Below are 14085 nucleotides of genomic sequence, written 5' to 3'. Positions count from 1 at the left end.
CGAATGGTGATAATCCAAGCGTCTCCGGCGGCAGCCGGCGCGATGTCCGCTTGAGCGGATGAATTGTCCTGGGAAAAAAGCCCGGAAACGGTGAAGAATCCGCACAGGCACAGGGCAAAGAACTGAAAATATCGCTTTTTAATTAAACCAACCATTGAATAAGTATACACGATTCTGCTATTTTATGGTACCCTAGTTAAAATATGGTTTCGGAGAGGTTCCAGTGGCAAAAGAAAAAAGGAAATATTGGATCATCCTGGTTTTTTTCATTTTTGTCGCCTATGTTTTTGTTGCCGCCCAGCCGATTCCCGTGGAGACCATCCTGGTTCCCCGCTGGCTCAGTTCTCTGGAGTCGGACTATTCCACGAATATGCTTACAGAAAACAGCCCATCCCCGGATTACCTTGTCCCCTTTAAGCTGGGAAACCGTTTCGGCTATGTGAATACCCGGGGTCAATTTACCATTAACCAGCCTATCAGGGGGGCTGGCACAAGCGGCGTATCCCTTTCGGAAGATCGTTGGGCGGAATTTAAAGCGGTTCCCGAAACCATACATATCCGCAATCCCCAGGGAGAATCCCTCACAACCATAGAAAACGGCAGGGGTTATCCCCTATTCCTGGATGGAAAAATTTTTCTTATCGGGGAAGATCAGACTTCCCTTTCCTTGGTGGAGGAAAGCGGGGAGATACTCTGGACCTACGATTTTGCGGCTCCCCTTACCAGCATTGATGCCGGCTCGGATCTGATCCTCACCGGCTCCCTGGATGGGACCGTGGAACTGCTGGACGCTTCGGGAAAGCGGGTCTATTCCCTTAACCCCGGCGGTTCCCGGCTTGCGGTGATCCTGGGCTGCCGTATCTCCCAGGACGGTTTGCGGCTGGCCATTATTTCGGGCTATGACGATCAGCGCTTTCTTCTTCTGGAACAATTTGGAAATTCCTACCGGATTGTCTACCACGAATTTCTGGAAGACGGATTCAGGCATGCGGTCCATATGGCCTTTGTTGAAAATGACAAATGGATCGTCTTTGAGCGTCAGGGCGGGCTGGGGCTCTACGAGATTGAAACCCGGCGAAGTATTAAGGTGCCCCTTAATGGAACCATCACCGCCTTGGATGAAACAGGCAATAGTGGCCTGATCTTTGTAATCAGCTCCCTGGGGGGCGCATCGAAAAATCTGGTCGCCATACGGCTGCCCGGTATCATCGTCATGCAGGCCGCCTTCAAAAGCGAGACCGCCTTTTTAAGCCGGCGGGGTTCGGAACTCTACGTTGGCGGGGGCATGACCCTGGCCTCATTTGAATTGGAAGAGAGATAAGTATGAAAAATAAGTACCTGCTTTTAGCCGCGGCGTTTTTTGCCCTATCCGGTCTCCACGGAATGGAATGGCCTACCCAGGAAGGACTGATGAGCCGCAATTTCGGGTGGAACGATCATGGCAAACCTGTTCTGGGGGTGTGTTTTGAGGTTGAAGGTCCCATCCGCGCCGCCGATGCCGGGGAGATCCTCTTCTACAATGATCCTGAAACTACCGCCTCCCAGCTTCCCTCGCCCCTGGGCGCCTGGGTTGCCCTGGATCACGGCGATGGGCTGGTGAGTATATACAGCCGTTTTGACGAAAAGACATTACCGGAAACCCTTTCTCTGATTGAAAAAGATACGGTCATTGCCTCTGCGGGAAAGTCCGGCTGGTCCAATGATGGGGGGTTTCTTTTTTCCCTCTTTGACCGGCGGGAACGGCGCTGGGTTAACCCGTCTATGATCATCACCCCATTGCCGGATACGCGGCCGCCGAATATTCTGTCCGTTACCCTGAGTAACGGGAATAACAGAGATATTAAGCTCAGCCCGGGCTCAGCCAGAAATACTATCAACCAGGGCCGGTACACGGTTTCTGTGGAAGTTTCGGATACCCGGGAAGGAAACGGAGACCGGCAGCTGGCCCCTTTCCGGATCGTCTGTTCCCTAAACGGCGTTGAGCTAGGCTACCTCAACCTTGAAACCTTCTCCGTCCGGGATGGAATTGCCATGGCCTACCGGAACAGTCTGGCCCCGGTGCAGCAAGTCTACGCCCCCTACCCCGCCTTTGAAATCGGTGATATCGCCTTTACCCGGGGTCAGGTCACCCTGGAAATAATTGCCCTGGATAATGTCCAAAATCCCCGAAACGAAATCTACCGGCTCCAGGTTGATTAAAACATGGTCCACCCCGGTGGGGAAAGAAAAAAACCGACCCATCCCCTGCGCCCTCTGCGGCGGCGCGGAATTTAGTCCGCATCTTTTCTGTGAAGATTTTTTCTATGTCCGCTGCCGGCGCTGTGGTCTGGTACAAATGAACCCCCAGCCGGAACAAGCCGAAGTGACCCGGCGTTACCGGGAAGGTTCCGGTACAGCGTACCTGTCCTACGAGCTAAAAAACGAACCGGCGTTTCTGCATCTCCAGGAACTGGCCCTGGCGGACGCCGGGTTCGAGGAGCTGGAACGGGATCTGCGTGCCCGATCCTCCCAGGGCCGGGTCTTGGACATAGGCTGCGCCACCGGAGCATTGTTAGAAAAGCTGCGGGATCGCGGCTGGGCTGTAAGCGGGGTAGAGATTTCCCCCGCCGCCGAATATGCCCGTAAAGAACGCTCCCTTGATGTACGGAGCCTTCCCCTGGAGGAGAACCGGTTCCCCAATGCGAGCTTCGACCTGGTCCTGGCATCCCATTTAATCGAACACCTGAACGATCCCGCTTCCTTTGTCCGGGAAGTTTACCGGATACTTGCCCCGGGGGGCTATTGTATCGTTACCACCCCGAACATCTCGGGTTTCCAGGCTCGGCTCTTCCGGAGCCATTGGCGCTCGGCGATTTTTGACCACCTCTACCTATTTTCAATAAAGACCCTGTCCCGGCTTTTAACACAGCATGGGTTTACGATAGAACGGATATGCACCTGGGGGGGACTTGCAGCGGGGCTTGCTCCGGCGCCGCTAAAGCGCATAGCCGACAGGGCAGCAAAATTTTTTACCGCCGGAGATGTGATGCTGATCCGGGCAAGGACAGCCCGCTGAGTCTAGCACAAACCATCAAGAATAGTTATACTGTGATTTATAAAAGAGGTATAAGAACCATGGCAAAGAGTTATCGTTCCGAACTTGTGGGAGTATTTGGATGTCCGGTAGATGAAAATCCTACTATCGTGATGGAAGAGGCGGCTTTCAAGGCCAAGAACCTTAATTGGCGCTATATTACCATGCTGGTAAAACCCGAAAATCTGGACGCCGCCTTTGAGGCCCTCCGGGCGCTGAATTTTGCGGGGGTCAACCTGACCATACCCCACAAGGTAGAAGCCCTGAAATACGTAGATGGGCTGAGCAAAAAAGCGGAATTAATAGGAGCCATCAATACTATTATCAACCGGGATGGCAAATTATTTGGAGAAAATACTGATGGCGCAGGATTTGTCCAGGGTATGCAGAAACAGGGACTTGAACTCCGGGGCAAATCCATTGTCGTGCTCGGAGCCGGCGGCGCCTCCCGGGCAATCTGCGTGGAGTGCGCCTTGGCGGGAGCCGGTAAACTGCTGATCCTTAATCGTACCCTGCATAAGGCCGATGAGATCGCCGCGGTGGTAAAAAAGAACACCCCCTGCGAAGTTAAGACCGCCGAATGGAAGGGTACCGCCCATATCCCCCCCTGTGACATCCTGATCAACGCCACGTCCATAGGCCTTTTCCCGGACCCGGGATTCCCGGATATCTTCTATGAAGACATCACCCCGGCTATGATTGTACAGGATATTATCCCCAACCCTGCCAAAACTGAATTTTTGAAAAAGGCAAAAGAGCGGGGAGCCATGACCTATGACGGCCTGAGCATGCTGGTGGAACAGGGCGCCATTGGTTTTAAGCTCTGGACCGGCCAGGATGCCCCCACAGAGGTGATGCACAGCGCCCTGGCAAAGGAATTTGAATAAAATCTAGTTAATGCGATGGTAGCTAAGCTGTTTCCGTTCCGCCATGGATTTCCTCAGAAGCTTTTTCATGGTCAGGGCGAGCGCTATGGTCAGGGGCACACAGGCGCCCAGCCACGCCAGGGGGCCGGCGAAGCAGAGCCCGACAAAACTGAAAAAGGCCGGCAGGAGAATCGCTGCCAGGGTACGCATCACCAGTTCCATAATTCCCGCCACCGTGGGGATAAGGCTGTTGCCCAGCCCCTGAAGGGTCTGCCGGAAAATAAACAGAAAGGATAACAAAATATAACAGGCGCCGTTTATTCGAAGATAGGTGTAGGACAGGGCGACTGCGTTAGGATCCGAACCGATAAAGATCGCCGACAGCTGGCGGCCGGTAAGGAAAAAGGTGATCCCCATGATTATGCTAAAGGCGCCGGAGATGATAGAACTCTGGATTATCCCGGCGCGGATACGGTCGAATTTGCGGGCCCCGTAATTCTGGGCTGTAAAGGTTGCCATGGTAACCCCAAAGGACATCATGGGCAAAGTCGCCACCATGTCTATCTTCTGGGCCGCTGTAAAGGCCGCCACCGCGGTGGTTCCCAGCTTATTCAGGGCGAACTGAAGCACCACCACCCCGATAGCAATGATACTCATCTGGAAGCCCATGGGCATGGCCACCCGGATATGTTCCGCCATATCCGCCTTATCAATTTTCCAGTCCTCCTTACGGATCTTGAGGATGGGAAGTCTTTTGACAATCACCAAAGCGCAAAAAATGCAGGAAACAAACTGGGCGATAACCGTGGCATAGGCCGCCCCCTCCACCCCGGTATGGAAGACCAGGATAAAAATATAATCCAGGATAATATTGACAACAGAGGCAATTACCAGACAAACCAGGGGGGTCCGGCTATCCCCCACGGCCCGCATTACATTGGAGAGGAGGTTGAACATCATCAACACCGCGGTACCCCAGAATATGATGATGATGTACCTATAGGCGCCGTCAAAAATCTCCGCCGGAGTGCGGAGAAGCTTCAAAATAGAGCGGGTAAAGATCACGCTCACCACGGTTAATATCAACGCCATGATGATACTGAGAACTATGCTTGCCGCAAAGCTCCGGCGCACCCCCTTCTCATCCCCGGCGCCGAAACGCTGTGCGGTAATAATCGCGGTCCCGGAGGTAAACCCCATGACAAAGCCAAGGAACAGGAAGCTGAGGCTTCCGGTACAGCCTACCGCCGCCAGAGCAGCCACCCCGATGGTACGCCCCACAATGAAGGTGTCCGCCATACTGTAGAACTGCTGGAAAAGATTTCCGATAAGCAGGGGAATGGTGAAGGAAACAATAAGTAAGGCTGGGTTGCCTACGGTAAGGTTTTTAGTCATAATTTGTATGTACACCCATAGTCTACCATAATCGCTTTTCTTATTCAATGTAGTACGGTACAATGGAAGGTATGAGATTTAAGTGTATACTATTTGATCTGGATGGTACCCTGGTAGATACCATCGGCGATATTGCCGCGTCCATGAACCATGCCCTGGAAGAAGGGGGGTTCCCCGCCCTCACCCGGGAAAGTTATGCTAAAATTGTCGGCAACGGCCTGAGAAACCTGGCCGCTAAAGCCCTGCCGCCCTCGGCCTGTGACGAAAAAACCGTGGATACCGTATACCGCAGCGCCATAGCCTATTATACGGACCACCCGGCGGATCTTTCACGGCCCTATCCGGGAATACCGGAACTGGCGGCGGAGCTGCGGGGAAGATCGGATAGAAGGTCCGCAATTAAGACCGCCGTCCTGTCCAACAAGGCGGATTCCATAACCCAATTGGTAATTGGGAAGCTCTTCCCCCGCTATACTTTTGATATGGTCCTGGGAGAGCGGCCGGGGGTTCCCCGAAAGCCGGACCCCACCGCCGCCTGGGAGCTTATTACGGAGCTCGATTCAAGCCCCCGGGAAACTCTGTTCGTAGGCGATTCGGAGGTGGATGTGGCCACCGCCCTGGCCGCAGAATGCAGCTTCCTGGGGGTAAGCTGGGGCTTCCGCGGCAGGGCTATCCTGGAAGCCGCCGGCGCCGACCGGATCATAGATGATCCGGCGGAACTGTGGGAACTCCTGGCCCTGCGGTACTAACCTTAAAACGTATCCTTAATGTTTTTGTAGGGCAGGGAATATCCCACCGCCACATTTTCACAGGTACATTCCCCATCATAGGTATTAATGGCGGAATAGATCACCGGATTTTTTTTGCAGGCCCCCTCAAGCCCATGGGCGGCAATCTGCAGCCCATACTTGATGGTTGCGTTGGTAAGGGCGACGGTCGAAGTTCTCGGAACCGCGCCGGGCATATTTCCCACGCAATAGTGGAGAATATCATCCACCACAAAGGTCGGGTTATCGTGGTAGGTAACCTTGGTGGTTTCCGCACAGCCGCCCTGATCCACCGCAACGTCAACAATAAGACTGTTGGGGCTCATGTTTTTAAGATAGGCCCGCTTAATCATCTTCGGCGCCGCCTTTCCGGGAATCAATATACAACCCACCACCAGATCCGAAGAAGCCATGGTTTCCTCAATGGTACCCGGGGTACTGTAGAGGGTCTGGATCCGGTCGCCGTAAATATCGTCAAGATAGGCAAGCCGTTCCAGGTTGATATCCATGATGGTGACATCCGCGCCCATACCGCAGGCAAGCCTACAGGCGTTGGCGCCCACAACACCGGCGCCCAGAATCATGACCTTCGCCTTAGGTGTACCCGGTACACCGGCGAGCAGCTTTCCGGAACCGCCGAAGGGCTTCTCCAGGTATTTCGCCCCCTCCTGTATACTCAGGCGGCCGGCGATTTGGCTCATAGGCGCCAGCAGGGGAATGGTTCCGTTCTTTTCTATCAGGGTTTCATAGGCCACCCCGCGAATCCCGGATTTGAGCATAGCATCGGTGAGCGGCTTGTCCGCCGCAAGGTGCAGATAGGTAAAGAGGATAAGGTTCTTTCTGAAATATTTGAATTCCTCCTCCAGGGGTTCCTTCACCTTGACGATCATATCGCTGGATTTCCAAATGACGTCGGCGGAAGCGATCATTTTCACCCCGGCCCGTATATACTCCTCGTCACGGAATCCGGAACCGAGACCGGCGTCCTTTTCGATGAGCACCTCATGGCCCTCACTGATATAGGATTTAACATTATCCGGGGTCAGACCGACACGAAACTCATTGTTCTTAATTTCCTTTACACAACCAATATTCATTTTTTGCTCCTCCTGGAATTTTATCTGTCAATTTATACTATAACTATAAAATAGCCTTGGGAGGAAACACAATAAAAAAGCTTTTAAAACCGGATTGATCATGATTTTTTTCCAGGTTTCTTTTGAAATTTCGCTTCTTTTATATCAGTTGATGTATATCCATATATATGAAATAATATGCCCGGGGAAGGAAGGAATATGAATACCCTCTATTTTAACTATGCCCTTGAAATTGAACGTACCGGGTCTATTACAAAGGCGGCGGAAAGCCTTCATATGGCCCAGCCTAACTTAAGCAAACACGTAAAGGAGCTGGAAGATTCCATAGGGTTTCCCCTGTTTGCACGGAGTACAAAGGGGGTAATCCCCACAAAAAAGGGCGCCCAGTTCCTGGTATATGCCCGGAAGATCCTTGACCAGATGGAAAGGATTTCCGATCTATCCGATACAAACAACAAGGTACGGCAGCGTTTAAGTATCTCCATACCCCGGAGCAGCTATATTGCCGAAGGATTTACGAATTTTGTTTCCGAACTGGATCATGATAAAAGCATTGATATTAATCTTCAGGAAACCAATTCCATGCAGACCATAAACAGCCTTGAAGATAAGGTGTTTGCCCTGGGAATTATCCGGTATCAGACCATTCATGAAAAATATTTTCTTGATTACCTGAAGGATAAAAACATGGGTTACGATAAAATATGGGAGTTTGAGTTTGTTGTTTCCATGTCCAAAAACCACGAACTGGCAAAGGTCCCCGCCATAACGGTTCAGGACCTGGCCCCGTATACTGAAATTATCGATGGGGATATCATGGTCCCCTATATCGACACCCTGGATATTTACCGTTCAAGCCCTGATATGGAATCGCAAAAGCGAATCTATCTGTACGAACGGTACAACGAGTTTGATCTTCTCAGTACCATCCCCAAAATAATCATGTGGACCTCTCCGCTTCCCGATAATCTGCTTGACCGGTATGGGTTAATACTCCGGAAATGCAAGATAGAAAACAACCATTATAAGGATATCCTCATCTACCACCGGGGCTACACTCTCTCGGAGCTTGAAAAAAAATTTATCGATAAGATATTTGAAGCGAAAAACAAGGTCTCCTCAAAGATCTATACCTAGCCTTTCTTCGCCATTTCCAGGATACGCCGGAATGCGGAATTGTCTTTTTTTAATTCCCTGGAACCCCTGGTTATCTTGCAGAGCGAAAGCCCCAGGTTTTTCGCAATCTCCCGCTGGGGAAGCCCCGCGTCCAGGGCTTTGACCAGGGCCCACCGGGCGGCGATATCCGCCGTTTCCGCAGGGGTCAGGAGGCAGCGGAGAAAGGATTCGATAAGTTCCGGTTCCCCGGTATTCGCAAGGGTCCGTGATAATTCTCCGAGATTTTCTCCAACCCTGGGATCGTCTATATTCATACTTAATCCTCTCCGAACACTATCGCTGTAAAGGTTAGCAGCTTCGCTTCCGGGTTCTCGCAGGAACCGGGAGGAAGACCCGCTTTAACACAAATATAATCCAGATATTCATCCAGGTTCCATCCCTGCTCCACCGGCACCTGGGGAAGCAGTACCCCGGACCGGCCCCTCAGGGTGAGGTGAAGCCCGTGGACACCCACCACCACCTGCCGGGGATCGGCGCAGACCTCCATGGGGGAGAGGGCGGAGATTTCGATACCACAGGCGGGCCATTCGTCCCGGGCAAGGGGTGGAAACCGGGGATCTCCAAAGGCCGCTTCGCAAGCCATGGTACGGACGGTTTTTTCCAAGGGGTCCGGGGATGCCATCCTGCCTATACAGCCCCGGAGACTTCCCGCCTTACGGAGGGTTACAAAGGCCCCGCAGGGCCGGAGCAGCGCCGAATTTCCGCTTTCGATTGACCGCTGCAGTTCCGGATCCCGCGAATATTCGGGCCGCCGGTTTTCCAGCCTGGCGGCGATGCTTTCCCGGGCGTCCGCCAAGAGGGCCTTCCGTTCTTTGGAATTTATGGTAAAATCCATAAATACAGTGTATCATGGATACACAAATTTGAGAACAACCATGAATGTGCAAAACAACAAGGGATTATTCATCAGCGCCGTCAAATACTCCTTTCCGGTCCTTCTGGGTTACCTCGCCATCGGAATAGCCGCCGGCCTCCTCCTGGTAGACGCCGGTTACCCCTGGTGGCTCAGCCTGATCATGAGCGTGGTGATGTACGCCGGGGCCGGTCAGTATATCGCCGTGGGCCTCTTTGCCGCCGGGGCAGGTCTTCTTGAGGCAGCCCTGGTACAGCTGGTGGTCAACGCCCGGCACATAGCCTACGGTCTCACCATGTTCAAACGGTTCAATGCCGCCGGCCCCTATAAGTTCTATCTCATCTTTGCCCTAACGGATGAAACCTTCGCCCTCCTCTCTTCCCTGCCTGAAGATAAAAACCAGGACCCCAGAGCGAAAAGCCGCTTTATGTTCCTGGTGGCCCTCCTGGATCATGCATACTGGACCTTCGGCGCGGTGATCGGCGCTTTGCTGGGAACCCTCATCCCCTTCAGCATGGAGGGGATCAGCTTTGCCCTAACCGCCCTGTTTATCGTTCTCATGATCGAACAGATACTCCGGGTAAAGCGTCCCAAGCCCTTTATCATTTCCGCCCTGGCGGCGATCCTGGGCGTAGCATTTCTGCCCTCCCGGCTCTCCCTGCTCTCGGCCATGGTGATTGCCCTGGTTACCGTACAACTGCTGACGGGGAAGCGCCCCGTAGAAGCCGGTACAGGAACGGAGGCCGGAAATGGTTAGCGTCACCCAGGCCCTTGTTATGACCTTCGTCATGGGGGCGGTAATTTTTTTCTGCCGGGTGTTCCCTTTCCTGTTCTTCCGAAAAAAGACATCGGAGACCTTCCTATCCCTGGTGGAAAAAACTGCTCCCCCCGTGGCCATGACCGTACTGGCGTTCAACGCCATAAGCGGACCCATCAAAGACAACATCCACATAAGCATCCCGGTGCTGATAGCTTCCGCCTTCACCGCCCTGGTGCACCTGTGGAAGCGGAACCCCCTGATCAGTATTATTGGCGGAACCGCGGTGTATATGGTCCTGAGCAGAGTTATGTGAGGGGATAGGAAGTGGCTGGAGCGCAGAAATGCCTGAATTAACCGAAAAAGATAAGGTTATAGAGAAAATACGAAAACTCTTTGCGATGTCCGAATCCACTTCGATTAACGAGGCGGCAATAGCGGCGGAAAAAGCACAACTGTTGATGAGTGAATACAGCATATCCGCCGGAGATTTTATGGCATCCTTCGATATCCCCACAAAAAGAAATATTCCATTGTGGCAGCAAAGCCTTGCACTTACGGTTGCAGATTTATACGGTGTAGTCATGAGGCGGAATCAAAATTTAATTTATGAAGATGATGTCTCCAGCTATTATACCTTTTCTATTCAGTTTATTGGTGATGAAGTTTATGCAACGGTTGCAAATGAAATGTTTGTTTACCTCAAAGAAGCAATACAGCGGCTGTCTATGGCGGTAGGCGGACGCAGCAGCCGGGATGCTTTCTGTAAAGGCGCTTCCCGGACTGTTATTGAGAAACTCAATAACATGGATACCGATGAATCATGGATCAGCCAAAGAGAACGCCGGTATTTGCAAGCCTGTGATTATGTCGAAAATACCCTGGCGCTTATTGTTCCCACGAGAAGAACCGTTAAGTTTTCTATTGATCAATCAAATTACGATAAAGGGCGCGATGCGGGAAATAGCATCTCCCTGCATCGACAGACAGGCGGAATAACATCGCAGGGTCCTCAAATAACAAAGTATCATTGACATTTTCCCCCGGCCCTGCAAAGGGCAAGATAGAATTCAGATGTTTTTATTTTTTCGGGTATATACAAGAGTGCTTCAAAATTGTTTAAAGCAGCGGATAAACACAGTTCCGGTGTTAGCAATGTATCCGGAATAAAAACCAATACATTCGGATCTCTCTGTATTGCGGCGGTGTAGAAACCGGGATCACCCCTGAGTGCGTCCGGTACCCTCCGAAAGACCCTTGTATCGTATTCAATGGCAGTAAGATAGAATTCCCTTGTTTTGAATTCTTCAGGAATGGTTTTCAACACGAATGATGCAAATCGATTCCTGATAGGCAGCCAATATAAATCCTGACTCCGCATGGGTTCCGGTACAAATTGCAGCGCATGGCCATCCTCTTTGACGAGCCTGTAAAAATAATGTGTAAACGGCTATACTACCCAAAGGAGTAAGTATGGCCTTTTCGAAAGAATTGCTGGATGAGATCCTAAAGGATTACAAAGGCCCTGAAGACATGATGGGGCAAGAAGGGATCATCAAGCAGCTGAGTAAAGCCCTGATAGAACGGGCAATGGAAGCGGAGCTTGCTGAGGCTAACATCGACTTCTTTGACTTTTTTGAAAATATGATACACTGAAGGTTTAAATTGAGATGCACGAATTTCATTAGAGGTCATAGGCAAAATATGATCACTACAAAGAATCTCCGCAGACGCCAAGACTGTGGGGGCTTGGTTAAGTTATTACAGGTTGGTATACTGACCTGTATGGACTATGATGAACAGCTTTTCAGGATACGCTGGCCCAGGGGGTTTATATGCCCCCGCTGCGGCGGCACGGCTTACTATCCTGTGCAAAAGCGGAATCAGTACGAATGTTCAGGCTGCGGATATCAGCTTTCCTTAAGCGCAGGGACCCTCATGCACAAGAGCCGTATCCCTCTGGAAAAGTGGTTTGCAGCGGTGGCCTTGTATAACCGCAGTCCGGATATTACACCCCTGGAATTTTCGCGTACCCTGAGGCTGACCAAACCAACCGGGAGCCTGCTGCTCAAAAAGATACGCCAAGGACTGGTGAACGGGAATGACAGAATCCTTTTGACCAAAATGATAAATGAAGAAAAGGGTAGTTCCGTAAACTAAAACAGCCTTGTTTCCTGTAATAACTTAACCAGCGCCCTATAACCCCTCAAAAAGCCCCAAAAAGCCATTTTTTCGGCTTAAAATTTATTACTTTTACCCATGTCGTTAGTATATACAATCTACCGAAGAAAATCTTTGAACTGACAGGTAAAGCATATAAAAAGGTTGGAGTGTTTTATTAATGGGAAAGGAAAAGCAATATACAAAAAAAGCCCGGCTTATTGATAATCTTTTGCTATTGACGGAGGCGGAAAAATTTGAGGTTAAAAAATTCTTTAATAAGTATCCGGTTTATGAGAGCAAAATAGACTGGAACAATAGAGATTTGCATTACACTGATTTTCTAAAGGTATTTGAACTGGCAGAAAGGTCTGCAAAAAACAGTAAAAGAAAAGCAAAGAAAAATCCGCTTACCCTGTTCCTGAATTGCAATTGTAATATTATTGCCCAAATGGAAGATTTTATTATTACGATCCCCCTTGATTGGGAATGCATGGTTTATTTTAATTCTTTTGGTTGTGGTGGCAGCGGCGCCAGGTGGTGTATTGGGGATAAAAAAACCAGCGAGCACTGGGATACCAGCATTATAAAAGGTGAAAATTTTTTCTTCATCTTCTTTTTAGAAACGGATACCATTTTTGGTAAAAAAATCATTATTCAATATGCGGATAATCTCTATAGAATTTGGTTGGCTGATGATACTCCTTTTTGGTGGGGAATAAACTATATTAATGATATTTCTAAATTAATTTATACTGTTTTTGGAATAAATGAACAAAATATGTTAAAAGAACTATTGATAAATAAGCAGTATTTTTTTAATTTTGGTATTTTTAAAGAAAATTATGATTCAGATGATCAAATTAGAAGTTATATGAAAATAGTAACAATACTTCATCTGGTGAATGAAGTGAAACATTTTACTAATACCAATAGTATATGTAGAAATCAACTTGGCATTTATACATTATTTCAAATGCTGAATAAGGTTGGATTACAATTAATTGAAGAGGAAGGTTTAATAAGGCCGCGTGTCGATTGTTCGGTTAATGAATTGTTTGAGCTTATCAGTATGTATTATTTTCTATTTACTAATGGGATTGGTATTACATCTAAAAATTTTATTGATTTGTATGAAGCATTTGATTTTATTTATAAAAAAGGAAGTGAGGCGGATAGAAACCGTTGTTTAAGTGAAATTAAATTGCTTGAAGCTGCATATAAAGAGAACTGTTGCAGATAATGAAGGATATGCTACTGATGAAAACTGTTGGACTTGGAAAAAACGCCCCGCAGAATTACCCGGTCTTGGTTGTGTTGAGCAGGGTTTCTATTTGAACCATCACATAATCCTGAAACTTTGGAGGCAAGTCGTTGAACAGGCTAATCATGCGCTGGAGTTTTTCGTCCGGTGTCTTGTACAGCATCTCCCCCTCGCCGTTTTTCAGCCATGCTTCACTAATCCCAAAGGTCAGCGAGATAAGGTGGATAATCCGGTCATTGACCTTCCGGTGATTGGATTCCAATTCCGCAATATAACCATTGCTGATAAAAATGGCTTTGGCAAACTCCGCCTGGGACATATTGAGGGCTTTTCGGGCCTGTTTGAGGCGTTCATTGACGGTCATAGGTCAAATGTACCACAAGAAAACTCACTAAACAAGGTATTTTTTTACGGAATGAGGATTGACGAATACTCACATGTTGGTATATTATATCTACATTGTGAGTATTTTACAATGAGGTGAACTGCCATGACAAAAGAAGAAAAGCTTGACAAGGTATGCAATGCATTTTCCGCCCTAAGCGAGGAAAAACAGGAGTATATCATCGGCATTTTGCAAGCCCTGGTTTTTGCAGCAAATGAGACCTCAGCAATCCGGAAAATGGCAATTAAACAAACACCGGAGGTACGGAAATAAAAAAGGGCACTATTCTCAT

At 49.5% G+C, this 14085-nt stretch carries 18 protein-coding genes and 1 pseudogene; 13 read left to right on the top strand and 6 right to left on the bottom strand.

The window, feature by feature from the left end:
• Positions 1-223 precede the first annotated feature (223 nt).
• Genes TPRIMZ1_RS0108245 through aroE form a run of 4 tightly spaced genes read left to right on the top strand, consistent with a single transcriptional unit; the run spans position 224 to position 3960 of the window.
• A complete protein-coding gene (locus tag TPRIMZ1_RS0108245) occupies positions 224-1321 on the top strand; it encodes a hypothetical protein (protein ID WP_010257642.1) in 1098 nt (365 codons plus the stop codon).
• 2 nt (positions 1322-1323) lie between these two features.
• Positions 1324-2199, top strand: a complete 876-nt coding sequence (locus TPRIMZ1_RS0108240) for a hypothetical protein (RefSeq protein ID WP_010257640.1) — start codon at positions 1324-1326, stop codon at positions 2197-2199.
• Positions 2153-3055, top strand: coding sequence for a class I SAM-dependent methyltransferase (locus TPRIMZ1_RS0108235; RefSeq protein WP_010257631.1), 903 nt, complete (start codon positions 2153-2155; stop codon positions 3053-3055). Before TPRIMZ1_RS0108240 ends, TPRIMZ1_RS0108235 begins: the two co-directional genes overlap by 47 nt.
• Positions 3056-3114: 59 nt before the next feature.
• On the top strand, positions 3115-3960 hold the full coding sequence (gene aroE, locus TPRIMZ1_RS0108230; RefSeq protein ID WP_010257628.1) for a shikimate dehydrogenase: 846 nt from the start codon (positions 3115-3117) through the stop codon (positions 3958-3960).
• Between the two features lie 3 nt (positions 3961-3963).
• Here the strand turns inward: aroE and TPRIMZ1_RS18690 are convergent, their stop codons facing one another.
• Positions 3964-5334 carry an MATE family efflux transporter gene (locus tag TPRIMZ1_RS18690; protein WP_010257626.1) on the bottom strand — a complete coding sequence of 457 codons (1371 nt, stop codon included), beginning with the start codon at positions 5332-5334 and terminating at the stop codon, positions 3964-3966.
• Between the two features lie 71 nt (positions 5335-5405).
• Here TPRIMZ1_RS18690 and TPRIMZ1_RS0108220 point away from each other — a divergent pair, with 71 nt between their 5' ends.
• On the top strand, positions 5406-6083 hold the full coding sequence (locus tag TPRIMZ1_RS0108220; RefSeq protein WP_010257624.1) for an HAD family hydrolase: 678 nt from the start codon (positions 5406-5408) through the stop codon (positions 6081-6083).
• 2 nt (positions 6084-6085) lie between these two features.
• Here the strand turns inward: TPRIMZ1_RS0108220 and ald are convergent, their stop codons facing one another.
• Positions 6086-7198: an alanine dehydrogenase gene (gene ald / locus TPRIMZ1_RS0108215; RefSeq protein WP_010257622.1), complete on the bottom strand. Its 1113-nt coding sequence runs from the start codon at positions 7196-7198 to the stop codon at positions 6086-6088.
• Between the two features lie 198 nt (positions 7199-7396).
• On the opposite strand from ald, the gene TPRIMZ1_RS0108205 reads away from it, so the two are divergent.
• Positions 7397-8335: a LysR family transcriptional regulator gene (locus TPRIMZ1_RS0108205; RefSeq protein ID WP_010257619.1), complete on the top strand. Its 939-nt coding sequence runs from the start codon at positions 7397-7399 to the stop codon at positions 8333-8335.
• Here the strand turns inward: TPRIMZ1_RS0108205 and TPRIMZ1_RS0108200 are convergent.
• Positions 8332-8628, bottom strand: a complete 297-nt coding sequence (locus TPRIMZ1_RS0108200) for a Trp family transcriptional regulator (protein ID WP_010257617.1) — start codon at positions 8626-8628, stop codon at positions 8332-8334. The genes TPRIMZ1_RS0108205 and TPRIMZ1_RS0108200 overlap by 4 nt on opposite strands.
• A gap of 2 nt (positions 8629-8630) precedes the next feature.
• On the bottom strand, positions 8631-9209 hold the full coding sequence (gene amrA / locus TPRIMZ1_RS19725; protein ID WP_010257614.1) for an AmmeMemoRadiSam system protein A: 579 nt from the start codon (positions 9207-9209) through the stop codon (positions 8631-8633).
• Positions 9210-9249: 40 nt separating this feature from the next.
• Here amrA and TPRIMZ1_RS0108190 point away from each other — a divergent pair, with 40 nt between their 5' ends.
• From TPRIMZ1_RS0108190 to TPRIMZ1_RS0108180, 3 genes are read left to right on the top strand one after another with little or no spacing between them, the layout of a single operon-like run.
• Positions 9250-9984: an AzlC family ABC transporter permease gene (locus TPRIMZ1_RS0108190; RefSeq protein WP_010257610.1), complete on the top strand. Its 735-nt coding sequence runs from the start codon at positions 9250-9252 to the stop codon at positions 9982-9984.
• Positions 9977-10300, top strand: a complete 324-nt coding sequence (locus TPRIMZ1_RS0108185) for a branched-chain amino acid transporter permease (RefSeq protein ID WP_010257607.1) — start codon at positions 9977-9979, stop codon at positions 10298-10300. The genes TPRIMZ1_RS0108190 and TPRIMZ1_RS0108185 overlap by 8 nt, the downstream gene beginning before the upstream one ends.
• 28 nt (positions 10301-10328) lie before the next feature.
• Complete coding sequence (locus TPRIMZ1_RS0108180; RefSeq protein ID WP_010257603.1) at positions 10329-11018, top strand: DUF2786 domain-containing protein; 690 nt, start codon at positions 10329-10331, stop codon at positions 11016-11018.
• Here TPRIMZ1_RS0108180 and TPRIMZ1_RS21140 read toward each other — a convergent pair.
• The gene (locus TPRIMZ1_RS21140) at positions 11012-11365 is read right to left on the bottom strand and encodes a DUF4116 domain-containing protein (protein ID WP_420082993.1); all 354 of its coding nucleotides are present in this window, start codon (positions 11363-11365) and stop codon (positions 11012-11014) included. The two genes, TPRIMZ1_RS0108180 and TPRIMZ1_RS21140, sit on opposite strands and share 7 nt — an antisense overlap.
• Before the next feature lie 92 nt (positions 11366-11457).
• Here TPRIMZ1_RS21140 and TPRIMZ1_RS18685 point away from each other — a divergent pair.
• From TPRIMZ1_RS18685 to TPRIMZ1_RS0108160, 3 genes and pseudogenes are all read left to right on the top strand, one after another.
• Positions 11458-11583 (top strand): annotated as a pseudogene (locus tag TPRIMZ1_RS18685) (IS256 family transposase); the annotation flags it as partial.
• Positions 11584-11733: 150 nt separating this feature from the next.
• Positions 11734-12144, top strand: coding sequence for a transposase (locus tag TPRIMZ1_RS0108165; RefSeq protein WP_010257596.1), 411 nt, complete (start codon positions 11734-11736; stop codon positions 12142-12144).
• 181 nt (positions 12145-12325) lie between these two features.
• Complete coding sequence (locus TPRIMZ1_RS0108160; protein WP_010257593.1) at positions 12326-13387, top strand: hypothetical protein; 1062 nt, start codon at positions 12326-12328, stop codon at positions 13385-13387.
• A gap of 55 nt (positions 13388-13442) precedes the next feature.
• Here the strand turns inward: TPRIMZ1_RS0108160 and TPRIMZ1_RS0108155 are convergent, their stop codons facing one another.
• Positions 13443-13772, bottom strand: a complete 330-nt coding sequence (locus TPRIMZ1_RS0108155) for a helix-turn-helix domain-containing protein (protein ID WP_010257590.1) — start codon at positions 13770-13772, stop codon at positions 13443-13445.
• Positions 13773-13898: 126 nt separating this feature from the next.
• Here TPRIMZ1_RS0108155 and TPRIMZ1_RS20475 point away from each other — a divergent pair, with 126 nt between their 5' ends.
• A complete protein-coding gene (locus tag TPRIMZ1_RS20475; protein ID WP_157784200.1) occupies positions 13899-14066 on the top strand; it encodes a hypothetical protein in 168 nt (55 codons plus the stop codon).
• Positions 14067-14085: the final 19 nt, after the last annotated feature.

This window comes from Treponema primitia ZAS-1, from assembly GCF_000297095.1.
Taxonomy (GTDB): Bacteria; Spirochaetota; Spirochaetia; order Treponematales; family Breznakiellaceae; genus Termitinema; species Termitinema primitia_A.
The sequence above is the reverse complement of the archived record's forward strand: the minus strand, read 5'-3'. Positions and strand labels throughout refer to the sequence as shown.